22 protein-coding genes and 1 tRNA gene are annotated in these 22,286 nt (G+C 67.8%); 14 read left to right on the forward strand and 9 right to left on the reverse strand.

Annotation, left to right across the window (positions count from 1 at the left end; all coding sequences use genetic code 11):
- Window position 1 precedes the first annotated feature (1 nt).
- Window positions 2–1,471, reverse strand: a complete 1,470-nt coding sequence (locus tag I1E95_RS10275; RefSeq protein ID WP_197162034.1) for an isochorismate synthase MenF — start codon at window positions 1,469–1,471, stop codon at window positions 2–4.
- Window positions 1,472–1,522: 51 nt separating this feature from the next.
- On the opposite strand from I1E95_RS10275, the gene menA reads away from it, so the two are divergent.
- The 6 genes from menA to I1E95_RS10305 are packed head-to-tail and all read left to right on the forward strand — an operon-like array spanning window position 1,523 to window position 5,747.
- Window positions 1,523–2,518 carry a 2-carboxy-1,4-naphthoquinone phytyltransferase gene (gene menA, locus I1E95_RS10280; protein ID WP_197162036.1) on the forward strand — a complete coding sequence of 332 codons (996 nt, stop codon included), beginning with the start codon at window positions 1,523–1,525 and terminating at the stop codon, window positions 2,516–2,518.
- On the forward strand, window positions 2,515–3,612 hold the full coding sequence (locus I1E95_RS10285; RefSeq protein ID WP_197162072.1) for an enolase C-terminal domain-like protein: 1,098 nt from the start codon (window positions 2,515–2,517) through the stop codon (window positions 3,610–3,612). Before menA ends, I1E95_RS10285 begins: the two co-directional genes overlap by 4 nt.
- Window positions 3,609–3,914, forward strand: a complete 306-nt coding sequence (locus I1E95_RS10290) for a hypothetical protein (protein WP_197162074.1) — start codon at window positions 3,609–3,611, stop codon at window positions 3,912–3,914. The genes I1E95_RS10285 and I1E95_RS10290 overlap by 4 nt, the downstream gene beginning before the upstream one ends.
- Window positions 3,915–3,931: 17 nt before the next feature.
- Complete coding sequence (locus tag I1E95_RS10295) at window positions 3,932–5,209, forward strand: AMP-binding protein (RefSeq protein ID WP_197162075.1); 1,278 nt, start codon at window positions 3,932–3,934, stop codon at window positions 5,207–5,209.
- A gap of 23 nt (window positions 5,210–5,232) precedes the next feature.
- Window positions 5,233–5,511, forward strand: a complete 279-nt coding sequence (locus I1E95_RS10300) for a TM2 domain-containing protein (protein ID WP_197162077.1) — start codon at window positions 5,233–5,235, stop codon at window positions 5,509–5,511.
- Entirely contained in the window at window positions 5,511–5,747 is a 237-nt protein-coding gene (locus I1E95_RS10305) for a hypothetical protein (protein ID WP_197167588.1), read from the forward strand. Before I1E95_RS10300 ends, I1E95_RS10305 begins: the two co-directional genes overlap by 1 nt.
- A 5-nt stretch (window positions 5,748–5,752) precedes the next feature.
- On the opposite strand, the gene I1E95_RS10310 is transcribed toward I1E95_RS10305, so the two are convergent.
- Complete coding sequence (locus I1E95_RS10310; RefSeq protein ID WP_197167392.1) at window positions 5,753–6,229, reverse strand: thioesterase family protein; 477 nt, start codon at window positions 6,227–6,229, stop codon at window positions 5,753–5,755.
- Between the two features lie 315 nt (window positions 6,230–6,544).
- Between I1E95_RS10310 and I1E95_RS10315 the strand changes: the two genes are divergently transcribed.
- Window positions 6,545–7,684 carry a cyclopropane-fatty-acyl-phospholipid synthase family protein gene (locus tag I1E95_RS10315; RefSeq protein WP_197162078.1) on the forward strand — a complete coding sequence of 380 codons (1,140 nt, stop codon included), beginning with the start codon at window positions 6,545–6,547 and terminating at the stop codon, window positions 7,682–7,684.
- An 18-nt stretch (window positions 7,685–7,702) separates the two neighbouring features.
- On the opposite strand, the gene I1E95_RS10320 is transcribed toward I1E95_RS10315, so the two are convergent.
- Both I1E95_RS10320 and I1E95_RS10325 read right to left on the reverse strand, forming a co-directional pair.
- Window positions 7,703–8,053 (reverse strand): DUF2752 domain-containing protein, encoded by a 351-nt coding sequence (locus I1E95_RS10320; protein WP_231594563.1) that lies wholly within the window; start codon window positions 8,051–8,053, stop codon window positions 7,703–7,705.
- A gap of 86 nt (window positions 8,054–8,139) precedes the next feature.
- On the reverse strand, window positions 8,140–9,324 hold the full coding sequence (locus I1E95_RS10325) for an NAD(P)H-quinone oxidoreductase subunit H (RefSeq protein WP_197162080.1): 1,185 nt from the start codon (window positions 9,322–9,324) through the stop codon (window positions 8,140–8,142).
- A 47-nt stretch (window positions 9,325–9,371) separates the two neighbouring features.
- On the opposite strand from I1E95_RS10325, the gene rsmH reads away from it, so the two are divergent.
- On the forward strand, window positions 9,372–10,271 hold the full coding sequence (gene rsmH / locus I1E95_RS10330; protein ID WP_197162081.1) for a 16S rRNA (cytosine(1402)-N(4))-methyltransferase RsmH: 900 nt from the start codon (window positions 9,372–9,374) through the stop codon (window positions 10,269–10,271).
- Complete coding sequence (locus tag I1E95_RS10335; protein ID WP_006173306.1) at window positions 10,271–10,819, forward strand: DUF456 family protein; 549 nt, start codon at window positions 10,271–10,273, stop codon at window positions 10,817–10,819. The genes rsmH and I1E95_RS10335 overlap by 1 nt, the downstream gene beginning before the upstream one ends.
- An 81-nt stretch (window positions 10,820–10,900) precedes the next feature.
- Here I1E95_RS10335 and I1E95_RS10340 read toward each other — a convergent pair whose 3' ends face one another.
- Window positions 10,901–12,031: a cysteine desulfurase family protein gene (locus tag I1E95_RS10340; protein WP_197162082.1), complete on the reverse strand. Its 1,131-nt coding sequence runs from the start codon at window positions 12,029–12,031 to the stop codon at window positions 10,901–10,903.
- Between the two features lie 62 nt (window positions 12,032–12,093).
- On the opposite strand from I1E95_RS10340, the gene I1E95_RS10345 reads away from it, so the two are divergent.
- The 3 genes from I1E95_RS10345 to I1E95_RS10355 are packed head-to-tail and all read left to right on the forward strand — an operon-like array spanning window position 12,094 to window position 14,503.
- A complete protein-coding gene (locus tag I1E95_RS10345; protein ID WP_231594564.1) occupies window positions 12,094–12,618 on the forward strand; it encodes a hypothetical protein in 525 nt (174 codons plus the stop codon).
- Between the two features lie 45 nt (window positions 12,619–12,663).
- Window positions 12,664–13,422 (forward strand): response regulator transcription factor, encoded by a 759-nt coding sequence (locus tag I1E95_RS10350; protein WP_231594565.1) that lies wholly within the window; start codon window positions 12,664–12,666, stop codon window positions 13,420–13,422.
- A gap of 34 nt (window positions 13,423–13,456) precedes the next feature.
- Window positions 13,457–14,503, forward strand: a complete 1,047-nt coding sequence (locus tag I1E95_RS10355; RefSeq protein ID WP_197162084.1) for an RluA family pseudouridine synthase — start codon at window positions 13,457–13,459, stop codon at window positions 14,501–14,503.
- 27 nt (window positions 14,504–14,530) lie between these two features.
- On the opposite strand, the gene I1E95_RS10360 is transcribed toward I1E95_RS10355, so the two are convergent.
- Together I1E95_RS10360 and lipA are read right to left on the reverse strand one after the other, a co-directional pair.
- The gene (locus I1E95_RS10360) at window positions 14,531–15,160 is read right to left on the reverse strand and encodes a hypothetical protein (RefSeq protein ID WP_197162086.1); all 630 of its coding nucleotides are present in this window, start codon (window positions 15,158–15,160) and stop codon (window positions 14,531–14,533) included.
- Between the two features lie 156 nt (window positions 15,161–15,316).
- Window positions 15,317–16,186: a lipoyl synthase gene (gene lipA / locus I1E95_RS10365; protein ID WP_197167396.1), complete on the reverse strand. Its 870-nt coding sequence runs from the start codon at window positions 16,184–16,186 to the stop codon at window positions 15,317–15,319.
- Window positions 16,187–16,285: 99 nt separating this feature from the next.
- Here lipA and I1E95_RS10370 point away from each other — a divergent pair.
- Window positions 16,286–16,359, forward strand: a tRNA-Pro gene (locus tag I1E95_RS10370).
- A 37-nt stretch (window positions 16,360–16,396) separates the two neighbouring features.
- Here the strand turns inward: I1E95_RS10370 and cobJ are convergent.
- Both cobJ and I1E95_RS10380 read right to left on the reverse strand, forming a co-directional pair.
- Window positions 16,397–18,196 carry a precorrin-3B C(17)-methyltransferase gene (cobJ, locus tag I1E95_RS10375; RefSeq protein ID WP_197162088.1) on the reverse strand — a complete coding sequence of 600 codons (1,800 nt, stop codon included), beginning with the start codon at window positions 18,194–18,196 and terminating at the stop codon, window positions 16,397–16,399.
- On the reverse strand, window positions 18,193–19,524 hold the full coding sequence (locus I1E95_RS10380; protein WP_197162090.1) for a hypothetical protein: 1,332 nt from the start codon (window positions 19,522–19,524) through the stop codon (window positions 18,193–18,195). The genes cobJ and I1E95_RS10380 overlap by 4 nt, the downstream gene beginning before the upstream one ends.
- Before the next feature lie 454 nt (window positions 19,525–19,978).
- On the opposite strand from I1E95_RS10380, the gene psaA reads away from it, so the two are divergent.
- Window positions 19,979–22,282: a photosystem I core protein PsaA gene (gene psaA, locus I1E95_RS10385; protein WP_197162091.1), complete on the forward strand. Its 2,304-nt coding sequence runs from the start codon at window positions 19,979–19,981 to the stop codon at window positions 22,280–22,282.
- The last annotated feature ends 4 nt before the right edge of the window (window positions 22,283–22,286 follow it).

Raw genomic sequence — 22,286 nt, forward strand, 5'->3', positions numbered from 1 at the left:
TTCACCCCACCGTCTGGTGAAGTGTGCTGGCCGCCTGCTGGCCGGCCGATGGGGCGATCCGCGGCGGATGCGGGGCGCTCAGGTTGAGCTGTTGCTGCAGCACCCCCAGCTTCAGGGCCACTTCCTGGAGTTCCCGCTCAGGCTCGGACCCCCGCACCAGCCCGGCGCCGGCGGTGAGCTCCAGGCAATGGCCGCGAAGCCGGCCGCTGCGGATCGCCACCCGCAGCTCGGCATCGCCGGCGCTGTCGATCCAGCCGATCGGTGCGGCGTAGTGGCCCCGCTCGAACGGTTCGAGGCTGCGCAACCAGGCCATCGCCTCGCGCCGCGGCAGTCCGGCCACCGCCGGAGTGGGATGCAGGGCCTCGGCCAGGGCCAGGGGCTGGTGCTCGGTCAGGGCTGCGGTGATGGGGGTGTGCAGATGCACCAGCTTGCCGTGACGGGCCAGACGGGGATGGCGGGGCCGCCGGGGTGTCAGCCCCGCCTCCGAGAGCACCCGGGTGATCGCCTCCACCACCAGTTCATGTTCGTGGCGGTCCTTGGTCGATTGGGTGAGCTGCTCGGCCGGTGGTCCAAGCGGGGCGGTGCCCGCCAGGGCATCGCAGCGCAGCTGGCCCTGGCGCACCGCCAGCAACCGCTCGGGGGACGCACCGATCAGAGCATCGCCGGGGCGCTGCTGCCAGAGGAAGCGGCAGCTGCCCGGCTGGTGACGGCGCAGGCGGGCCAGCAGCTCCAGAGGGTCGAGTGGCTGATCCAGCCCCACCTGCTGGCGCACCGCCACCACCAGCTTGCGCAGGGCTCCCCCTTCCACCAGTCCCAGAGCCTGACGGACCGCCTCGCGGTAGTCGCTCTCCCAGCAGGAACGGCTGGTGATGCCCACCCGGGAGGTGCTGGGGAGCCAGCCCTCCCCCTCGGCCGGCAGCCGGCTCAGGAGCCGGGCCCGCTCCCAGAGTTCCTCGGCCACGCTCCGGGGGGTGACCTCACCGCCGAGGCAGCGCTGCAGCCGCAGCCAGCAGTGGCGTCCCTGGCGACTCAGCTGCCAGCGTGGCAGCACCGCCTGCACCCCCGGGACCGCAGCGCTGGTCTCCTGCAGCGGGCTGTCAAAAAAGGAGAAGGCGAGCAGCACCCTCGGCCTGGCCAGGGGCGGAACGCTCTGGGGCTGTTGCCCCAGGCGGCTGAGGCTCATCGCGCTGAAGCGCTGGGCCAGCTCGAACCGTCTGGGTCCGCTCAGCTCCAGGTGGTGGGTGGTGCCGCTGGCCGCCAGGCAGAGGCCCGGTGCACCGTCCCAGAGAAAGCGGAAGTGCCCGCCGTCGTCGAGGTGGGGGAGCAGGGCCAGGGGATCCCGGCAGGGCATGGGCAGCGCCAGGCTGAGCACGCCCTCCTCCTCCAGCTGCCGGGCCCCCTGGGCGGCGGCGGCGAGCAGTTCGGTGAAGGAGGGAACGACCTGCACCAGGACGACGGCGGCGGTGGCCATGGAAGCTGCTCAAATGTATGGGTCCTTCCCGGTTCGCCGTCCCTGCTGCCCATGTCCGACCCCCAGGTCGTCGCAAGCCGTTACGCCGATGGGGACTCCACGGGAGGCCTCCCGGCTGGGGATCGCTCCCACGACCCGGCCCGCCGCCGCCTCTGGAAGGCGGCGATCAAATGGCCGATGTATTCCGTGGCGGTGATGCCGGTGCTTCTGGCTGCGGGCTGGTGGGCCGGCCAGGGCCAGGTGCCACGCCTGGATCAGGTGCTGGCCTTCCTGCTGGCGGCGGTTCTGCTGCTGGGCTGGGAGAACCTGGCCAACGATGTCTTCGATGCCGACACCGGCGTGGATCGGCTCGGCAAGCCCCATTCCCTGGTCAATCTCACCGGCCGCCGCGACCGGGTGGCCCAGCTCGCCAATAGCTGCCTGGTGCTCGGCCTGGCGCTGTTCGCCCTGGTGGCGGCCCGCAGCACCCCCCTGGTGCTGGCTCTGGTGCTGGGCTGTTGCGTCCTCGGCTACGCCTACCAGGGTCCCCCCCTGCGGCTGGGCTACCGCGGCCTGGGCGAACCGCTCTGCTGGCTGGCCTTCGGGCCCCTGGCCACCGCCGCCGCCCTGATGGCCCTGGCGCCCACGGCCGCCCCCGCTGTTCCCTGGAAGGCTGCCCTCCTGCTGGGCAGCGGTCCCGCCCTGGCCACCACCCTGGTGCTGTTCTGCTCCCATTTCCATCAGGTGGAGCAGGACGCCAGCCACGGCAAGCGCTCGCCGGTGGTGAAGCTGGGCACCGCCGGCGCCGCGGCCCTGGTGCCCTGGTTCATCGCCCTGACCCTGGCTCTGCAGTGGGCACCGGTGCTGCTGGGCCGATGGCCGCTGACGGCCCTGCTGGGGATGGTGGGCCTGCCTTCCGCCAGGGCCCTGATCCAGTTGCTGCGGGATCACCATGCCGCTCCTGAGCGGATCGCCGGCAGCAAGTTCCTGGCCCTGCGCTTTCAGGCCTTCAATGGTCTGGGCCTGGCGCTGGGCCTGGCGATCGGCCCCTGGCTGCCGCTGCGGTGAAGCTTCGCCTGCACTGGAGGCGCTTCGATCTGGCCTTGCCCATTCCCCTGGTCACCGCCCGGGGCACGCTGAGGAGCAAGCGTGGCTGGCTGTTGCGGCTCGAGCCGCTGGCCGGGGGCGAGGGCGAGTCGGCGCCGCTGCTCGATCGGGGCTGGGGTGAGGCGGCACCGATCGCGCTCGGAGCCCAGCAGGGCGCCGCTGAGTCGGAACTGGCCAGGATCGCCAGGGCCATCGAGGCCCTCGGCTCCACGGTCGATCGTCAGGAGCTGGAGGGTCGTCTGCCGGCCCTGCCGGCGGCTCTGGCCTTTGCCCTCGGAGCCGCCCTGGGCGAGATCCAGAGGTTGGTGGGGACCGCTGCCGGGGGGTGGCTGCCGCCGCCGGCTCCTGCATGGCTGCTTCCGGCCGGTCCTCAGCTGCTGCCGGCCCTGGAGCGGGTCCTGGACACCCACCAGCGCAGCCAGCCGGCTCAGCAGGGTGGTCTTCCTCTCACGTTGAAGTGGAAGGTGGCGGCCACCGACGACCTTCAGGAGCGCCAGCTGCTCGAGCAGCTGCTGGAACGGCTTCCGAACGGGGCCAGACTCCGCCTCGATGCCAACGGGGGCTGGGGGCGCACCACCGCCGCCGCCTGGGCGCGGCGGCTGGCGACGGATCCTCGCCTGGAGTGGCTGGAGCAGCCGCTGGATCCCGCCGATCACGCCGGTCTGCTCGCCCTGGCCGCTGGTCCCCCGGCCCTGCCGGTGGCGCTGGATGAGTCGCTGGCGCAGGATCCAGGCCTGCGCGACCGCTGGAGCGGCTGGCAGGTGCGACGGCCCTCCCAGGAGGGAGATCCCCGGCGCCTGCTGGCGCAGCTTCAGGCGGGGAGGCCCCGGCTGATGCTGAGCACAGGCTTCGAGACCGGCATCGGCCGCCGCTGGCTGCACCACCTGGCCGCTCTTCAGGCGGGAGGACCCACCCCCGCGGCGCCGGGCCTGGCCCCGGGCTGGGAGGCCAGCGGGGATCTCGCCGGTTCCGACCCCGAGCGCGTCTGGGCCGCGGCCGCCGACAGCTGGAGGGAGCCGCCAGAGTTGGCGGGAACGACACCGCCACCGCGATGAGCCTCAGCAAACAGGACACCCTCGCGGCCTCGGCCCCCTGGGTGGCCGTGGTCCTCAACCTGGTGCCCGGTCTGGGCACCGGCTACATCTATCAGCGGCGCTGGCGGGCCTACTGGATCACCTCGGCCGTGAGCACCAGCTGGTTCGCGTTGGGGCTGGTGCTGGGCCGGGGGGACGGGGCCGATCTGGGCGCCCAGGACGACCCACGCCAGCAGTTGGTGGGTCTGCTTGGCCTGCTGCTCCTGGCCGGTGTCACGGCGGTGGAGGCGGGGATTGCCGCCCGCCGCGCCCGAGCGGCCTAGGTCCGGGTTCAGCGCTGATGGCTTTCCCTCTGCTGCTCACCAGCGCCGCGCCGGCCGAGGACCTGGTGGCGGACCTGGAGCAGGCCTGGCGTGAACAGCGCCTGGTGGGCCTCTGCGCCGAGCAGGAGCGGGAGCTGCTTGGGGATGCCCTGGTTGGATCGCCCCTGACCGGGGCCGGTGTGGTGGTGGGCAGTGGTGGCAGCGCCGGTCGCCGCCGCTGGTGCCTGCAGCCCCTGACTCACCTGGAGGCCTCAGCGGTCGCCACCGGGCAGTGGTTGCAGGCGATCGGGCTCGATCCTTCCGCGACGCTGCAGCTCAACCCCCTCCCGCTCCATCACGTCAGCGGTCTGATGCCCCTGGTGAGGAGCCGGGTCTGGGGAACCCCCAGGTGCTGGTTGCCCCCGGGGCTGATGCGCCGGCCCCGGGAGCTGGCGGCGGCATGTCCCCTCCCAGCCGACCGCGGGGCGCTGCTCTCCCTGGTGCCCACCCAGCTGGAGCGGCTGCTGGCCGCAGCGGAGGGCTGCGCCTGGCTGCGGAGCTGCGCCGTGGTCTGGGTCGGAGGTGCGGCGCTGTCTGCTGAGTTGGCTGCCCGGGCCCGCGCGGCTGAGATCCGGCTGTCGCCCTGTTATGGCGCCAGCGAAACCGCCGCGATGGTGGCGGCCCTGCCTCCGGAGCGCTTCCTGGAGGGAGAAGGCGGCTGTGGCCAGCCCCTGGCCGATGTGCAGCTGCGGCTTGACCCCGACGGTGCCCTGCTGGTGCGCACCGGACGGCTCAGCCCCGGCTGTCTGGAGGCTGGACAGCTGCAGCCGCTGGAGCGGGAGGGGGCCTGGTGGCGGAGTGGCGATGGGGCCCGCGTCGGCCCCGCCGGCCTCGAGATTCTGGGACGGGTGGATGGGGCGATCAGCAGCGGCGGTGAAACCGTTTTTCCGGAGCAGGTGGAGGCCCGGCTGCTGGGCTGGGCCCTGGCGGAGGGGGTCCCCCTGGCCCAGGTGCTGCTGCTGCCCAGCCCCGATCCCCTCTGGGGCCAGCGCCTGGTGGCTCTGGTGCGTCACCGCGGTGTCTCAGGTCCGCCAGGGCCTGAGACGGAAACCGCCACCACCGCGGCCCTGATCGCCGATTGCCAGCGGCTGGCTCAACGGCTTCCCCCCGCCCAACGCCCCCAGCGCTGGCTGGCCTGCCCTGAGCTGGCGCCCAACGTCCTTGGCAAGTGGGAGCGGGCGCGCTGGAGCGGCTGGCTGCTCCAGACCTGTGACGGAGCAGCCGGCGCCGATGACGCGGCTGCAGAAGTCCGCTAAAGCTGGTCAGTCGCACCTTCTGGATGACCTCGTCCGCTGATCCGGAACTCTCCAACAAGAAGCTTGCCGCGGGGCTGCTTGGAATCTTTCTGGGCGCCTTCGGGATCCACAAGTTCGTGCTCGGCTACACCACGTCGGGCGTGATCATGCTGGTGGTGTCCGTTGCCGGAGGTGTGGTCACCTGTGGCATTGCCAGCTTCGTGATGGGGGTGATTGGCCTGATCGAGGGAATCATCTACCTCACCAAAACCCCCGAAGAGTTCAAAGCCACCTACATCGACGCCAAGAGGGAGTGGTTCTGATGGCTGGCCGCGGCCTCACGCCTCCCCGGGCCGGCGTCCTCAACCTGCGTGCACCGGGACTGTCCGGTCGCCTTGGCTTGACGCTGCTGATCGGCCTGGCCGCCACGGTCAGCTTCTCCCTGGCGGGGGTGGCTGTGGAGGATGGCTTTCATCCGCTCAGCCTTGTCGCCAGCCTGCTGCCGTTGCAGATGGCGGCCCTGCTCTGGGCGCTCTCCCGCCGCTCGCCGATCCTCTGAGCAGATCATTCCGCTCCGGCTGAGGCCTCCAGCCAGCGCTCGATCGGCTCCGGCAGTGCGCAGCGCCTCCGGCTGCTCGCCTCGATGGCCACGTGCTGGGTGAGGCCCCGGGCCACCGGGCGGCTGGGGCCAGCGAGGCACGTGAAGCTGTAGCTCACCTCGAAACGTCCGGCCGCGAGCCGTCGTGGAGCGAGGACGATCGCCAGCGGATCGCCGCACACCAGGGGTGCCAGGAAGTCGGCACGGCAATGCACGATCGGCAGAGCCACTGTCGCTGGACCGGCGTCGCCGGTGTCGTGGGTCTCAGGGGGCCGGCCGGGGGTGGGGAAGATGACGGCGGCTGAGATCCCGAAGGCTTCGAGGCTCTCCTCATAGGCCTCATGGCACCAGCGCAGCAGTTGGTGGAAATGCATCACTCCGGCGGCATCGGTCTCGCCGAAACGCACCCTTCGGTGAAGCAGCAACCACCCGGAGGGATCGATTGGGGCCGGCCCGCTGCCCATGAGATCGCTGGTCATGGTGTTGCCGCTTGATTCAAGTCTTGGCTTGCCTTGAACTTGGGTCTCCCGTTATGTCTTGCTCAAGCCCATGATCCCACGTCTCCGGAGCACCCGGTGCCCAAGCTGATGATGACAGAAAATGTCATTTTTCAGCCTTGCTGGTCAAGGCGGTTTTTGAGAGCAATGCTTTGAACAGACGGTAAGCGGCGGCCCAGGCAGCAAGGGGTTTCAGATGCGCAACTCATGCTTTCCCGGGCAGAGGTCGCTGGTCCAGTCCTGCTTTTTGGATGTTCACAGATGACACGTTCGATTGTTGATCCAGCTGGCACTCTGTCGGCGGTTCAGACCGAGCCCCAGTCCAGGGAAGCCAGTCACTCCCTCGGCTACAGAGGAACCCGTCTGATGGCAGGAGCCTTCAACCAGGCCCAGATGGCCATGGCGGAGGCCTACATCAACGGTCTGGAAATTCCCGACTCGCTGTTCCGAGGGATGGTCCACGCCTCCATGCCCATTCTGTTCCGCCACTTCCCCGGCCTGTTGGCTCCGTATGACTGGGTGCTGGAGGAATCGGATCGGATTGCAGAGTCATCCAGGGAACTGATGGAAATTCAGTATGATCGCCCCCAAGAGATGCTGAATCGAATGCTGGGCGATTGGGAGCCTATTTACCCAAAGTATAGCACTGGATTCTGGGAGCATGGCGCCAAGGATCTGGAAGAATCGCAACGGCACATGATTGATCAGATGATTGAGCGTCTGGGTATTGTCGATGGAGACAATCTCCTTGATTTTGGCTGTGGCTGGGGTTGCGTTCCCAATTACATCCTTTCAAAGTTTCCCAATCTGCGCTGCACGGGAGTCAATCTGAGTCGGCAGCAATGTGCGTACATGCGTGGGAAGATGAAGGACCCGAACAGTCAATTGAGCTCGGGAAGATTCACCCTGATTGAGGGTGATCTCAATGAAGTGGAATTACCCGAAAAGTTTACCAAGATCATCTCCGTTGGCGTCTTCTGCCATGTCGGCAATCTGACGCGAGCTTTCCGAAAGCTGGCCAGCTTGCTTGAACCCGGTGGGAAGACATTGATTCATATCATCACGGTTAGGATTCCCAATAATATGTCGTCGGGCTTCACCCACAAGTATATTTTCCCTCATGGGCGCTACTGGAATCATGACGCTATTCCCAGCCATGATCGTGACCTCAAAACCATTCAGAAATGGTACATGAATGGAACCAACTACCACCAGACGCTCACTGCCTGGCTGAATCGATTTGACGCCTCCCAGGATGTGGTCAGCCAATTGGACTATGGCATGGACTATGCAAGATTTCGGCGTATATGGCGCTTTTATCTCCTCTTGCTCGGGACAATCTTCAGCAGCTGTGATGGTGAATTCAATGGCAACGGCCAGTATCTGTTGACCCATTCCTGAACTCTGCTGGGGTCGGTTTCAGGTGTCTGGGAAGGCGGCAATGCCGACTCCATAGGTGAGGCTCATCCGCCCAGCCCAGTAGAGCAGAAGCAGCAGTGTCACCACGCCCAGGTGGGTGCCCTTCAATTCCTGGGGCACAAGCCGCCGGGTCCAGAGAGCCTGCGCCGACCATGCCAGCAGGGCGGCAGCGGCGATCGGCCCGAAGGCGTGCAGGTCCACCGACTCCGAGAACCGGCCATTCAGGGCCGCGGCCGTGGCGCGAGTCAGGAAGCAGGTGGGGCACGGAAGGCCCGTGAGTGCCCTCAGTGGACAGCTCAGTCCAGGCAGGGCCGGATGCCAGCCCTTCAGCCAGAGGTAGCCGGTGAGCAACGCAGGTCCAGCGATGCCGCACCGGCGCAACTGATTGAGCCAGCGGCTTCGCCGGCCTCGTCCCCGCCGCCGACTGCCGTCTGCGCTCAGCGGTCCACCGAGCCCATGATCACGTCGATCGAGCCCAGGATCGCCATGATGTCGGCCACCTTGGCCCCGGTGAGGATGTGGGGCAGGATCTGCAGATTGTTGAAATCGGCAGCCCGGATCTTCCAACGCCAGGGGGTGACATCATCATTGCCCATGATGAACACGCCCAGTTCGCCTTTACCCGATTCCACCCTGGCGTAGAGCTCACCGCCGGGGATCTTGAAGGTTGGGGCCACTTTCTTGGCCACATATTGGTAGTCGAAGTCATACCAGGAGCTCTTCTTGCCCTCGTTCATCCTCTGGGCCTCCAGGTTTTCGGTGGGGCCGCCGGGGATGGCTGTGCAGGCCTGGCGCAGGATCTTCAGCGACTGGCGCATCTCCTCGATCCTCACCCGATAGCGGGCGTAGCAGTCGCCCTCCTTCTCCCAGGCCACGTCCCACTCGAAATCGTCGTAGCACTCGTACTTGTCGATCTTTCTCAGGTCCCAGGGCACGCCGGAGGCACGCAGCATCGGGCCCGAAAGGCTCCAGTTGATGGCCATCTCACGGCTGATCACCCCCAGTCCCTCAATGCGGCGTTTGAAGATGGGGTTATTGGTGATCAGTTTCTCGTATTCGTCGATCTTTGGGCCGAAATAATCGCAGAAGTCGAGGCACTTTTCCAGCCAGCCGTAGGGCAGATCGGCGGCAACCCCACCGATGCGGAAGTAGTTGTTGTTGATCAGCCGCTGTCCGGTGGCAGCTTCCCAGAGGTCGTAGATCATCTCCCGCTCACGGAAGATGTAGAAGAAGGGGGTCTGGGCGCCCACATCGGCCAGGAACGGGCCAAGCCAGAGCAGATGGTTGGCGATGCGGTTCAGCTCCAGCATCAGCACACGGATGTAGCTGGCGCGTTTCGGCACCTGGATGCTGGCCAGCTTCTCGGGAGCGTTGACCGTGATCGCCTCGTTGAACATGCCGGCCGCGTAGTCCCAGCGGCTCACATAGGGCACGAACATCACGTTCGTGCGGTTCTCGGCGATCTTCTCCATGCCGCGGTGCAGGTAGCCGATCACCGGCTCGCAGTCCACCACGTCTTCGCCATCGAGGGTCACCACCAGCCGCAGCACCCCGTGCATGGAGGGGTGATGGGGCCCGAAGTTGACCACCATCGGCTCCGTGCGCGTTTCCAGTTGCGTCATGGGCCGGAGGTCTCGGAAGCGGACGTGCGGATCTTAGGAAGGAACCCATGCAGCAGACGTTCGATCACCTGCCGGTTCTGGCCGCTGCCGTGGTAGCCGGCTTTACCGACTTGCCCTGTGAAGGAACTCTGCTGGATGCCACCGTGGGTGGCGGTGGCCACAGCGCCCTCTTGCTGGCGGCTCATCCGGGATTGCGCCTGATCGGCCTCGATCAGGATCCCTCGGCCCTGGAGGCGGCAGCCGAGCGGCTGGCACCTTTTGCTGATCGGGTCAGCCTGGTGGCCTCCAACTTCGCCACCTACACCCCCAGCGGGCCCCTGGTGGGGGTGCTGGCCGATCTGGGGGTGAGCAGCCCCCAGCTGGATCGGCCTGAGCGGGGCTTCAGCTTCCGCCTGGATGGCCCCCTCGACATGCGCATGAACAACGCTGAGGGCGAGTCCGCCGCTGAGCTGATCGACCGTCTGGAGGAGAAGGACCTGGCCGATCTCATCTACGCCTATGGCGAGGAGAGGCTGTCGCGGCGGATCGCCCGCCGTATCGTCGAGGCCCGTCCCTGGCAGGGCTCGGGTCGGGGCACGGCTGCTCTGGCCTATCTGGTGGCCGGCTGCTATCCCCCCAAGGGCCGCCATGGCCGCATCCATGCCGCCACCCGCACCTTCCAGGCCCTGCGCATCGCTGTGAACGACGAACTCGGGTCGCTCGAGCGCCTGCTTCACGAGGCCCCCGACTGGCTGACGCCTGGTGGACTGTTCGGTGTGATCAGTTTCCACTCCCTCGAGGACCGGCGGGTGAAGACAGCGTTCCTGGGCGATGACCGCCTTGAGCGTCTGACCCGCAGGCCCCTGGTGGCCGATGACCAGGAGGCGGAGCGCAATCCCCGCAGCCGTTCAGCGAAGTTCAGGATGGCCCGCCGGCGTTCGGCGGACCCTGTCCCGGGGCAGCGCTGATGGATCGCAGTGACCTGTTCTGGTGGATTGCGTTCAGCATCCAGCTGATGGCCATCCCCGGAACGCTGCTGCCCATCCTGCCGGGGCTGATCTTCCTGCCGCTGGGGGCGGCGGTCTGGGTCTGGGCCGAGGGCTGGGCCGGCACCTGGCCGGAGTTCCTTCTGGCTGCTCTGATCCTGCTGCTGGGCTGGGGAGCGGATCTGCTCGGCGTGACCCTTGGGGCGGCCAGGCTCCAGGCCACCCGCTGGGCCTATGTGGGGGCCGGCCTGGGCTTGCTGGTGGGTCTGCTGGGGCTGTTACCGGCGCTGCCGGTGGGGGGACCACTGCTGGGCGCCCTGCTCGGCCCTTTGCTGGGGGCCTCCCTGGGTGAACTTCTGACGGCTCCCACCTCGCTCGGGCCCCTGGGCCTGCTGCGGCTGCGCCGTTCCCTGCTGGTGGGGCTGGCCGTGGTCACCGGGATGCTCGTGAGCCGGGTGGCCCAGTTCCTGCTGGCCCTGGCCGGAGTGGCGGGGTTCGTTCTGCTCAGCCGGCTGCTGCTGCCGGGTTGACGCCGTGCGGCCGCAGCAGGCTCGCGCCCGGCGGGGCTCCCGGCAGCCCGTCGGTGGCCCCGGCAAGGGAAGGCTTTCCGGTCAGCGCCGCAGCTCTCGCAGGACCCCGGCCACCACCTCAACCGCCTGGTCGATCTCCTCGGACGTGGTGGGGCGTCCGAGCCCGAACCGGATCGAGGCCGCCGCTTCGGCTGGGGTCAGCCCCAGAGCTGCCAGCACGTGTGAGGGGCTGCCGCTGCTGCAGGCCGAGCCTCCGCTCACCGCCAGCTGCCTCCGCAGGGACCGGTGCAGCTGGTTGCCATCCACCCCCTCCAGATGAACGTTGAGGTTGTGGGCGAGACGGTGCTCGAGGCTGCCGTTCACCCGCACCCCTCCCAGCTCCAGCAGACCCGCCAGCAGCTGGTCGCGCAACTTGCCCAGGCGCTCCAGTCGCGCCTCCCGGTCGCGGCTGGCCAGCTCCGCCGCTCGCTGCAGTCCCACGATCAGGGGAACCGGCAGCGTCCCACCCCGCAGGCCCCCTTCCTGGCCACCGCCGTGCTGCTGGGGGGCCAGGATCATCCCTTCAGCGAGCACCAGGGCACCGATGCCCTTGGGTCCGTAGATCTTGTGTCCGCTGAGGCTGAACAGGTCGAGGCCCAGCTCGCCTGGACTGAACGGGCGATTCCCGAAGATCTGGGCTCCATCGCTGTGCAGCGCGATGCCCCGCCCAAGGCAGAGCTCCCGGATGGCGTCGAGGGGCTGCAGCACGCCGATCTCGTTGTTGGCGGCCATCACGCACACCAGCAGCGTGTCGTCACGCAGGGCCTCGCTGAGGCGATTCAGGTCCACCAGCCCATCGCGCCGCACCGGCAGCACGGTGAGATCGAATCCGTGGCCCGCCAGATAGCGCAGGGGCTCCAGCACCGCACGGTGCTCCGTGGCCAGGGTGATCAGGTGGCGGCCCCGCTGGCGGCGGGCCTCCACCAGCCCCTTGATCGCCAGGTTGTTCGCCTCCGTGGCCCCACTGGTGAACACCACCTGCTCCGGGGCCACACCCAGCTGCCGGGCCAGGCTGCTGCGGGCCTGCGCCACCGCCGCGGCCGCCTCCAGGCCAGGACGGTGGGAGCGACTGGAGGGGTTGGCGAACAGCTCGCTCCAGTAGGGCGCCATCGCACTCACCACCGCTGGATCACAGGGTGTGGTGGCCTGATGGTCCAGATAGATGGTGGCCATCCCTCCTTCCCATCCCCGCGGAACCGTTCCATGCTGACAACCCAGCTGCCATGAACCAGCCGATGGCTTCCATCTCGCGACTACGGCTCCTGGCTGCTGCCCTCGCCACCCTGGCGCCTGCGGGGCTGACCTCCATGCCCTCAGTCGACGCCCAGAGCGTTTTCCTGCGCCCGGATCAGAATCGCCCCGCCGGGATGGCCCTTCTGCTGGAGCGGGACATTGCCGACGGCAAGCAGGCCCTGGGGGTGTTCGGCATCACCGCCGATCCCGTCCAGCCCCAGGTCTGGCGGATCAAGGTGTGGGAGGAGCTGCCCAACGATGTCAAGGTCCGCTCCGAGACGGTCCAGTGCTCGCCCTCGGCGCCGCTGCGGGTCACCAACGATGGCCGCAGCCTGATCCTGCGCGAACTCAATCCCGGCGGCGTGGTCACACCGGCCAACCGCATCGACCATCTGGTCTGGTGGGCCACCTGTTTCCCGGAGCAGGCCGGCAAGGACCCCAACAGCCTGCGCGGCCTGGCCCGTCAGCTGGGCTACAGCGGCAACCGGGTGGAGCGGGAGCAGGTGGTGCCCGCCTCCAACCTCTGACCGCCGTGCGGGCCTGGATAGATTCCTCCCAACGCCAGCCGGTTCATGAGTCAGCACGAGTCCGCCAGCAGGCCGGAAGAGGAGAACAGCGCCGAGGAGCCGATCAGCCCGCCGGCCCCGGCCCGTCTGCTGCTGGTCGATGACGAGCCCGGTCTGCGCACGGCCGTGCAGGCCTACCTGGAGGACGAAGGCTTCGATGTCACCACCGCCAACGACGGCGAGGAAGGCTGGACGGCAGCCCAGGAGCTGATCCCCGACCTGGTGATCAGCGACGTGATGATGCCTCGCCTTGATGGCTATGGACTGCTCAGGCGACTGAGGGGCGACGAGCGGCTGGGGGGCACTCCGGTGATCTTTCTCACTGCCAAGGGGATGACGGCCGACCGGATCGAGGGCTTCCAGGCCGGGGTCGACGACTACATCCCCAAGCCCTTCGATCCCGATGAGCTGGTGGCCCGGGTTCGCAACGTGGTGCGCAGACAGGAGCGGCTGCTGGCCGAGGCGGCCCGCTACGCCGATGCCGACATCGGCCAGATGGCGCGGCAGATCACCGAGATCCGCTCCCTCCTGCAGCAGACGGGATCCCACAAGAGCGCCACACCGGCCACCCATTCCTTCACCCCCAGGGAGGCGAGCGTGCTCCAGCTGGTGGCCGAAGGACTGATGAACAAGGAGATCGCCCGCCGCCTGGAAACCTCGATCCGCAATGTCGAGAAGTACGTGAGCCGCCTGTTCACCAAGACCGGCACCACCAGCCGCACTGAACTGGTGCGCTACGCCCTCGAGAACGGCCTGGTTGACTGACGGGCCACCTGGGGACCCCGTCCTGACGGGTTGGTTGCCGGCCCGACTCAACCAGGGCTGGACCTACCGCGACCGGGTCGGCCCCTCCGAGCGCGGGCACTGGCTGAGTGCGTTCTATGCGGCCCGCTACCGGCATTCCGATCGGGAGGCGTGGATGCGGCGGCTGGAGGCCGGCGAGATCAGGTGCAACGGCGAGGCGCTCCGGGCTGATCGACCACTGGCCGAGGGTGATCGCCTGGCCTGGCGTCGGCCCCCCTGGCTGGAGGAGGCTGTACCGGCAAGCTGGCCGGTCGTGTTCGACGATGGCGATCTGTATGTGATCGACAAGCCCAGCGGCCTGCCGGTTCTGCCGGGCGGCGGCTGGCTGGAGCACACCGTGCTGCACCTCCTGGAGCGCCGCTTCGCTCAGGCCGGCAGCGGGGGCCTGGCCCATGGCGGTGTGCCGAGGCCGGTGCACCGGCTCGGCCGGCACACCTCCGGTCTGCTGGTCTGTGCCCGTTCTCCCCGGCTGCGGTCCTGGCTGAGCGCCCTGCTGCGCGAGAGCACGGCAGACACCCTGCGCGTGGTTGGGGGCGAGATCCGCAGTGATCACGACCAGGGCCGACCGCGCGACTGGCCTTGCCGGAGCTGCCTCAAGACCTACAGGGCCCTGACGGCTCCCCTGCCCCTCGCCCTGGCCCCAGGAGAGTGCCTGGAGATCACCACGCCGATCGGCCGTCGGCCCCATCCGCTCCTGGGCCAGATCTGGGCGACGCAGGAGTCAGCGGGCGGGGGCCGGTCGCTGCCGGCGATCAGTCGTCTCACCCTGCTGGAGCGGCGTGGTGATGCCAGCCTGGTGGCCGTGACGATCGGCACGGGTCGTCCGCATCAGATCCGGATCCATCTGGCCAGTGTGGGTGCCCCGTTGCTGGGGGATCCCCTCTTCCTTTCTGGTGGAGACGCCCATCCAGGCAGGCGGCCCGGCGACGGGGGCTATTGCCTCCATGCCCATCAGCTCAGACTGCCCCTGCCCGATGGTGGGGAGCTGGAGCTCGAGGCCCCATGCCCTGCCCGGTTGCGCCGCGAAGCGTTCAACCCCTGACGGGACAGGGACCCCGGCTCACCTCAGTCAGAAGCCTCCCCAGGTGGAGTTCCGGCTGTGGGTGCGCCCTCCCTGGCCGGTCCATTCGATCTGGGTGGATCCAGGCTGGCGCTCGACGACACGCATGGTGGAACGTCCGCCCGGACCCGTGACGACCGTGGAACGATTGCCCTTGCCGTAGGTGGTTTCCCGGGTGGTGGTGCGACCCTGGCGATCGGTCCACTCGACCTCGGTGGAATCCGGTGAGCGCTCGGCGGAGCGGGTGACGGTGCGACCGCCGGGGCCGGTGATGGTGGTGTTGCCTTCCCCATCCCCGTAGGTGGAGGTCTGGGTGTAAGTGCGGCCCTGCCTGTCAGTCCACGTGGCTTCTGTGGAACCCGGTGTGCGCTCGGCGGAGCGGGTGACGGTGCGACCGCCGGGGCCGGTGATGGTGGTGTTGCCTTTGCCGCCCCCGTAGGTGGAGGTCTGGGTGTAGGTGCGGCCCTGGCGGTCGGTCCACCGCGCGTTGGTGGAGCCGGGCTGGCGCACGGCGGAGCGGGTGATGGTGCGACCGCCGCGGCCGGTGATGGTGGTGTCGGCCCTGGCGGCGGTGGAGTCGAGGGGAACCAGGAGGGCTGTTGCTCCGAGGGCGGCGAGGGTCAGAAGGAGGCGTTTCATTGGAAGAGTTGCAATACGGCGTGAGTGAGCCTCAAGTATCCCGCTGGTGGATGAATGAGCCATGTCCGGTGAGGGGGGAACTGTGACTGGATGCACCTTCGGGGCCGGAAGGACCCTGGACCCTGGCCGGAGCGGACGTCTGAGTCCTGGCTGCGCTCAGCGCGGATGGGTGCGCATCAGCCGCTGCACTTCTCCGGCGTGATAGCTGCTGCGGGTGAGTGGTGAACTGACCACCTGCAGGAACCCCAGGCGCCTTTCCCCTTCGTGGCGGAAGTGATCGAACCGGTCGGGGGTCACGAACCGCTGAACGGCCAGATGCTTCGCTCCCGGGGAGAGGTACTGACCGATCGTCACGATGTCCACGTCCTGAGCTCGCAGATCCGCCATCACCTCCAGCACTTCGCTGTCGGTTTCACCCAGGCCCACCATGAGCCCCGATTTGGTGTAGGTCCTTGGCCAGTCCTGGTGGACCCGGCGCAGAAGCTCCAGGGAGCGCGGGTAGAGGCCCTGAGGCCGAACCTGCCGGTACAGCCGCGGCACCGTTTCGATGTTGTGGTTGAGCACGTCCGGAGCCCCCGCCATGACGGCGGCCAGGGCGTCCCAGTTCCCGCAGAGATCCGGAATCAGCAGCTCGATCGTTGTGCCGGCGGAGCGACGACGCACCTCTTCCATGCAGGCCACGAACTGGCTGGCGCCCCCGTCCTCGAGGTCATCGCGGTTCACCGAGGTGATGACCACGTGGGAGAGGCCCATCCGGGCCACCGCCTCCCCCAGCCGCTCCGGCTCGCTGGGGTCGAGGGCCCTCACGCTCCTGTCGAAGTCGATGTCGCAGTAGGGACAGGCCCGGGTGCAGCCCGGACCCATGATCAGAAAGGTGGCGGTGCCCCCGGCGAAGCATTCGCCGATGTTCGGACAGCTGGCCTCCTGGCAGACGGTGTTGAGCTTCAGGTCCACCAGCAGGTCGGCCACCGCGCCGATCCGCTCACGCTGCGGCGCCTTGACCCGTAACCAGTCGGGTTTGAGCATGGCGTCCGGAGCCATCGCGGCAGGGCTGCTGGATCCAGACTTTAGAAACCCCTCTTCCGCCCGGATCAGGCGACGGTCATCCCCTAAAGTCACTTCTGGCGGGATGTGGCGCAGCTTGGTAGCGCACTTCGTTCGGGACGAAGGGGCCGCAGGTTCGAATCCTGTCATCCCGATCGCTGAGCTCCGGGAGGGATGGCGTCCCGGAGCCCTTCAGCACAGTTCGGCGCCCGGGTAGCCCCGTGGCGTCACCATCATCCCGTCCTGACGGCGGGAGGTGCTGTTGCCCACCAGCACAAGGCTGAGCATGTCCACCTGATCCAGGGGCAGGTCCCCGAGGCTGTGCAGGTGCACACTCTCCTCAGCCCGTCCCAGCTGGCGTGCCAGCACCACGGGGGTTTCGGCGCTGCGCCCCTCCAGCAGCAGTTCCCTGGCCCGGCCCAGCTGCCAGTCGCGCCCCAGCGAGCGGGGGTTGTAGAGCGCCACAACGAAATCCCCGCTGGCGGCCGCCCGCAGTCGTTTCTCGATCGTCGCCCAGGGGGTGAGCCGGTCGCTCAGGCTGATCGTGCAGAAATCGTGCATCAGCGGCGCCCCGGCCCGCGCTGCAGCCACCTGCAGGGCCGAGAGGCCCGGATGCACGCTGAACGCGGGTCTCTCCGCAGGCGCCCGCTCCAGCCAGAGCTCCAGGGCCAGCCCGGCCATGCCGTAGATGCCGCTGTCACCTGACGACACCAGGGCCACGCTCAGGCCGGCATCGGCCAGCTCCAGGGCGAGCCGGCAGCGGTCCCGCTCTTCGGTCAGCCTTCCGTCGCGGCGCAGCTGGTCGGGTCGCCGCAGGGGCTCCAGCAGGTCCAGGTAGAGGCTGTAGCCCACCCAGACGGTGCTCTCGGCCAGGGCGAGGCGAGCTTCAGGGGTGAGCAGATCCAGCCGGCCGGGGCCGCTGCCCACCAGATGGATCCGTCCCCGCTGCGGGGCCCACTGCCCTCCCGCCTGGGCCACCGCCAGGGTGGCGGCTCCCCGTTCCCCAGGCCGGGCCCGCTCGATGCGCTTCTCCAGCAGCAGGTCCGGCTGGGGGGAGGAGGCCAGCAGAGCGGCCGCTTCAGCCACGCTGGCGGTGCCCATTTCCCGGAGCACCGCCTCGGACGGGCTGGGCACCGGCACCACCGCCAGGGCTTCGGCACTGAACAGACGCAGCGGCCACTGATGGCGGCGGGCCAGCTCCAGCAGTGCCGGCTCATCGCCCTTGCGGTCGATGCTCGCCAGCCCGGCGACAGCTTCAGAAGCCAGCTGGGTGCCATCGAGGGCCTGCTCCAGCAGTCGCTCCAACAGGCTGAGGCTGGTGTCGCGCTCGCAGCCGAGGCCCAGCCAGAGGCTGGGGGGATGCCAGCGGCAGCCGGGACCCCTGCGTGGGCTGATCACCAGCTGCATGGACGCTCTCTCTGCGGACGTGTGTTCCTCGGCCGGTTCTGCTGCGGGCAGCAGCAGCGTTGCGGCGGCCTGCAGCCCCTGCCAGTCGCTGCAACCGCTCTCCTGCCGCACGGCGATCAGCTCGCCCCGGGCCGCGGCTTTCATCAGCGCGCTCCAGTCGCCCAGGCCCCTGCGCCAGCCCCAGGCCAGCCCGAAGCTGTCGAGGGCCAGGCTGCCGCCACCACTGCTGGCGCCCGTGAGCACCGCTTCGCCCCCCAGCAGGGCGGCCACCCTCTGGCTGAGCTGCTCGGCCCCGGCCCCATGCCCCCCCAGCAGGGGGATGGCGAAACGCCCCTGGGGATCCACCACCACCACCGCAGGGTCGTGCTCCTTGCCCTGGAGCAGCGGGGCCACCAGCCGGGTCACCGCCCCGCAGGCCCCCACCACCACAAAGGCCGACGCGCCGCTCCAGTGGCGGCGGAGCAGCTCAGCCGCCCCGGCCCCAGGTTCTGCACGGGCCATCAGCAGCCCGCCCTGATCCAGGCGCTCGAGCACGGGGGCACCGGCCCTGCTCAGGGCCAGTCCCCAACAGATGGAATCACTCATCCCCCGAACCTGGCACGCAGCCGCTCCTGCGCCGAGGTCTCCGCTTCCGAGGCCATCTCGGGCTCGGCCACCGACTCCCCTGAGGACTCCTCCGAGGAGGCCTCCTCAGGGGATGGGCCCGGGGGCGGTTCCGCGACGGTCGGCTGTTCCGTGGATTCAGGCGTGGTCAGAGGCTCTGGTGAATCAGAAACGTCCGGCGGATCCGCCGGATCCTTCGTGACGGGCTCCTCCTCCAGGGTGCCGGCGTCGTCCGAGGGTTCTGGTTCGGTTGGCGCCTCTTCAGTCGGTCGCTCAGTGTTGGCAGCTTCCGGTGGCCCGGGGGCTGGAGATCTCTCGCGGGTCGCGTCCTCATCCCTGAGATCCTGCTCCGTCCGGGGTTCCGGTTCAGGAGAAGGCTCGCCTGGCCGCTCCCCCAGCAGACGCTCCAGATCCTCCGCAGAGAGGGCTGCCGTCTGCCAGGGACGGGGGGCTTCAGGCCGAATGTCCAGGTTCTGAACCAGGCTGTTGAAAGGTGGATTCAACGGTTCCCCCAACCCGTCGAGGAGTTCCAGCTGCAGTGGGTTGCTGCCGGAGCGCAGACCGGAGAGCCACAGCGGTTCCTGCCGGTCCACCTGGAAACTGTCTCCATTGAGGGTGACCCGCAGCCGCCAGTGCGACCCGTCCCCGTCGAGGCGCTGCAGCGGCGCGTCAATCAGCAGCCAGTCGATCAGGACGGGTTCGTGATGGATCAGGTCGGTGGGGGTGCTGCTCACCAGCTGGGGGCTCCCCCGCCGGGGTTGGCTGAGGGGGTTGGCGGCCAGGCCGTGGAGGCGGATCTGGACGGCGGCGCCGGGATCCTTCACCGCTTCACCCCAGGGGCGGGCCGCATAGACCGTCAGGCGATGACTGCCCGGCCTGAGGGGATCCATGGCCAGGCTCAGCCTGTTGTCCTTAGTAAGAGGCGTCGTGGCGACCTCGGGACCCAGACGCAGGGGTTCCCGGTCATCGAGCTGCACCACCAGGTGGGCGCCGAGCCCCAGGGAGCCGGCATCGGCCAATGGCCAGTCGTCGACGGCCAGCTCCAGCGACCAGGGGGCGAGAGGGAGCACGGAGTCGTCGGCTGGAGCCAGGATGCGCAGCCGGGGCTGATGCTCCGCCAGGCGCAGGCGCAGGGCCTGACTGCCCTTGGGTGGGGGCACTTCCCTCAGTCGTCCGGAGCTGGCCGGACCGGTGCTGGTGATCTGCGGCTCCTGGGGACGTGGCCGCAGACTCCAGCCACCACTCAGCAACACGACCAGGCAGAGCAGCACCGCTCCCAGGCCTCGAAGCCCCGCCGCCAGCATGCGCATCGCTCCTGATCGATGTCGGCCCCAGGCTCAGGTGCCGGGACCCATGGGGACAGTTTGCCCAGCGGGCTTCGGGTCCGTAAAAAATGATGCTGAATGTATCCCCAAATCCTTCGGGAATTGGATAAAGAAAGTGCAGCATCGCGCTGCCGATGAGTGATAGGGAGCTTGGGGCAGAGCCCTGTTCCAGACAGGGGTGGTGCCGGATTGAACCTTTGTTACTTACCCCCCAGAGGGCTTGAAACTCGCCCTTATACTTCCGCCAGCGGTCCCCTCATCGGGGCCCCAGCTCCAGTGCTGGCAGCGGCTTTCGGCCTTTTTCGAAGCCACTCCGCACTGGTGCCCATGGTTCCAAGGGCCTCGGCCCGCGGAACCGTGAGGCCCACCGGCCTGGCCTTTCGGCCCGGTCCGGAGGGGTGGACCTCCACCTCGACTCCGTCCCTCGAGGAACGTCTCGATGACCATCAGCCCACCAGAGCGTGGGAAAAAGGCGAAGGCCCAGGTCGACCAGGTGAACAACCCGGCCACCTTCGAACTGTTCGGCAAGCCCGGCCATTTCGACCGCACCCTCGCCAAAGGTCCCAAAACCACCACCTGGGTTTGGAACCTCCACGCCAACGCTCACGACTTCGACAGCCACACGAGCGATCTCGAAGAGGTCTCCCGGAAGATCTTCAGCGCTCACTTCGGCCACCTGGCCGTCATCTTCATCTGGCTGAGCGGCGCCTTCTACCACGGTGCCCGCTTCTCCAACTACACCGGCTGGCTGGCCGACCCCCTGCACGTCAAACCCAGTGCCCAGGTGGTCTGGCCCATCTTCGGCCAGGAAATTCTCAACGGCGATGTGGGTGCCGGCTTCCACGGCATCCAGATCACCTCAGGCCTCTTCCATGTCTGGAGAGCCTGGGGCTTCACCAGTGAGTTCCAGCTGCTCTGCACCGCCATCGGTGCCCTGGTGATGGCTGGCCTGATGCTGAATGCCGGCGTCTTCCACTATCACAAGGCAGCTCCCAAGCTCGAGTGGTTCCAGAACGTTGAGTCCATGCTCAACCACCACCTGGCTGGCCTCCTCGGCCTGGGCTCCCTCTCCTGGACCGGGCACCTGCTGCACGTGTCCCTGCCCACCACTCAGTTGATGGATGCCATCGACGCCGGCAAGCCGCTGGTGCTCGACGGCAAGACCATCGCTTCGGTGGCGGACATCCCCCTGCCCCATGAATTCCTGAACCTGGATCTGCTGACCCAGTTGTTCCCTGGATTCGGAGCGGGTCTCTCAGCCTTCTTCACCGGCAACTGGGCCGCCTACAGCGACTTCCTCACCTTCAAGGGTGGGCTGAATCCTGTCACCGGCAGCCTCTGGATGACCGACATCGCCCATCACCACCTGGCGATCGCGGTCCTGTTCATCGTCGCCGGACATCAATACCGCACCAACTGGGGTATTGGTCACAGCATCAAGGAGATTCTCGAAGGCCAGAAGGGTGATCCCCTGCTGTTCCCGGCTCCGAAGGGTCACGATGGCCTGTTCGAGTTCATGACCACCTCCTGGCATGCCCAGTTGGCCGTGAACCTGGCGTTGCTCGGTTCGCTGAGCATCATTGTGGCGCATCACATGTATGCGATGCCGCCCTATCCCTACATCGGTATCGACTACCCAACGCAGCTGTCGATCTTCACGCACCACATGTGGATCGGCGGTTTCATCATCGTTGGCGCCGGTGCCCACGCGGCCATCGCGCTCATCCGCGATTACGACCCTGCCCAGCATGTTGACAACGTGCTGGATCGGGTCCTCAAAGCCCGTGATGCCCTGATCAGCCACCTCAACTGGGTGTGCATCTGGCTTGGCTTCCACAGCTTCGGCCTCTACATCCACAACGACACCATGCGTGCCCTGGGACGTCCCCAGGACATGTTCAGTGACACCGCCATTCAGCTGAAGCCCGTTTTCGCTCAGTGGATTCAGGGTCTGCACGCCGCTGCAGCCGGTTCCACCGCACCGAATGCTCTGGCCGGTGTGAGCGAAGTGTTCAACGGTGCCGTCGTCGCCGTCGGCGGCAAGGTGGCTGCCGGTCCGATCCCCCTGGGAACGGCCGACTTCATGGTCCACCACATCCACGCCTTCACGATCCACGTCACCGTGCTGATCCTGCTGAAGGGTGTCCTCTACAGCCGCAGTTCCAGGCTGATCCCCGACAAGGCCAACCTGGGCTTCCGCTTCCCCTGCGACGGCCCCGGCCGTGGCGGTACCTGCCAGGTGTCGGCCTGGGACCACGTGTTCCTCGGCCTCTTCTGGATGTACAACTCCCTGTCCATCGTGATCTTCCACTTCAGCTGGAAGATGCAGAGCGATGTCTGGGGAACCGTGAATGCGGACGGCAGCGTCCAGCACATCACGAATGGGAATTTCGCGCAGAGCGCCATCACCATCAATGGCTGGCTGCGTGATTTCCTCTGGGCTCAGGCCGCACAGGTGATCAACAGCTACGGCTCCTCCTCCAGTGCTTACGGCCTGATGTTCCTCGGCGCCCACTTCGTCTGGGCCTTCAGCCTGATGTTCCTCTTCAGTGGCCGCGGTTACTGGCAGGAGCTCATCGAGTCCATTGTCTGGGCTCACAACAAGCTGAAGGTGGCACCCGCCATCCAGCCCCGTGCGCTGAGCATCACCCAGGGCCGTGCCGTAGGCGTTGCCCACTATCTGCTGGGAGGTATCGCTACCACCTGGTCCTTTTTCCTGGCCCGACTCGTCGCGGTCGGCTGACCTC

The organism is Synechococcus sp. CBW1107, assembly GCF_015841355.1.
Taxonomy (GTDB): domain Bacteria; phylum Cyanobacteriota; class Cyanobacteriia; order PCC-6307; family Cyanobiaceae; genus Regnicoccus_A.

Excerpts from the sequence above, each read along its gene's own strand:
- I1E95_RS10335 (WP_006173306.1), top strand. The coding sequence starts at position 10,271 with ATGGATCGCAGTGACCTGTTCTGGTGGATTGCGTTCAGCATCCAGCTG.
- I1E95_RS10345 (WP_231594564.1), top strand. The coding sequence starts at position 12,094 with ATGGCTTCCATCTCGCGACTACGGCTCCTGGCTGCTGCCCTCGCCACC.
- I1E95_RS10305 (WP_197167588.1), top strand. The coding sequence starts at position 5,511 with ATGGCTGGCCGCGGCCTCACGCCTCCCCGGGCCGGCGTCCTCAACCTG.
- I1E95_RS10275 (WP_197162034.1), bottom strand. The coding sequence starts at position 1,471 with ATGGCCACCGCCGCCGTCGTCCTGGTGCAGGTCGTTCCCTCCTTCACC.
- menA (WP_197162036.1), top strand. The coding sequence starts at position 1,523 with ATGTCCGACCCCCAGGTCGTCGCAAGCCGTTACGCCGATGGGGACTCC.
- I1E95_RS10350 (WP_231594565.1), top strand. The coding sequence starts at position 12,664 with ATGAGTCAGCACGAGTCCGCCAGCAGGCCGGAAGAGGAGAACAGCGCC.
- I1E95_RS10295 (WP_197162075.1), top strand. The coding sequence starts at position 3,932 with ATGGCTTTCCCTCTGCTGCTCACCAGCGCCGCGCCGGCCGAGGACCTG.
- I1E95_RS10360 (WP_197162086.1), bottom strand. The coding sequence starts at position 15,160 with ATGAAACGCCTCCTTCTGACCCTCGCCGCCCTCGGAGCAACAGCCCTC.
- cobJ (WP_197162088.1), bottom strand. The coding sequence starts at position 18,196 with ATGAGTGATTCCATCTGTTGGGGACTGGCCCTGAGCAGGGCCGGTGCC.
- lipA (WP_197167396.1), bottom strand. The coding sequence starts at position 16,186 with ATGCTCAAACCCGACTGGTTACGGGTCAAGGCGCCGCAGCGTGAGCGG.
- I1E95_RS10340 (WP_197162082.1), bottom strand. The coding sequence starts at position 12,031 with ATGGCCACCATCTATCTGGACCATCAGGCCACCACACCCTGTGATCCA.
- I1E95_RS10315 (WP_197162078.1), top strand. The coding sequence starts at position 6,545 with ATGACACGTTCGATTGTTGATCCAGCTGGCACTCTGTCGGCGGTTCAG.
- rsmH (WP_197162081.1), top strand. The coding sequence starts at position 9,372 with ATGCAGCAGACGTTCGATCACCTGCCGGTTCTGGCCGCTGCCGTGGTA.
- I1E95_RS10300 (WP_197162077.1), top strand. The coding sequence starts at position 5,233 with ATGACCTCGTCCGCTGATCCGGAACTCTCCAACAAGAAGCTTGCCGCG.
- I1E95_RS10380 (WP_197162090.1), bottom strand. The coding sequence starts at position 19,524 with ATGCGCATGCTGGCGGCGGGGCTTCGAGGCCTGGGAGCGGTGCTGCTC.
- I1E95_RS10290 (WP_197162074.1), top strand. The coding sequence starts at position 3,609 with ATGAGCCTCAGCAAACAGGACACCCTCGCGGCCTCGGCCCCCTGGGTG.
- psaA (WP_197162091.1), top strand. The coding sequence starts at position 19,979 with ATGACCATCAGCCCACCAGAGCGTGGGAAAAAGGCGAAGGCCCAGGTC.
- I1E95_RS10325 (WP_197162080.1), bottom strand. The coding sequence starts at position 9,324 with ATGACGCAACTGGAAACGCGCACGGAGCCGATGGTGGTCAACTTCGGG.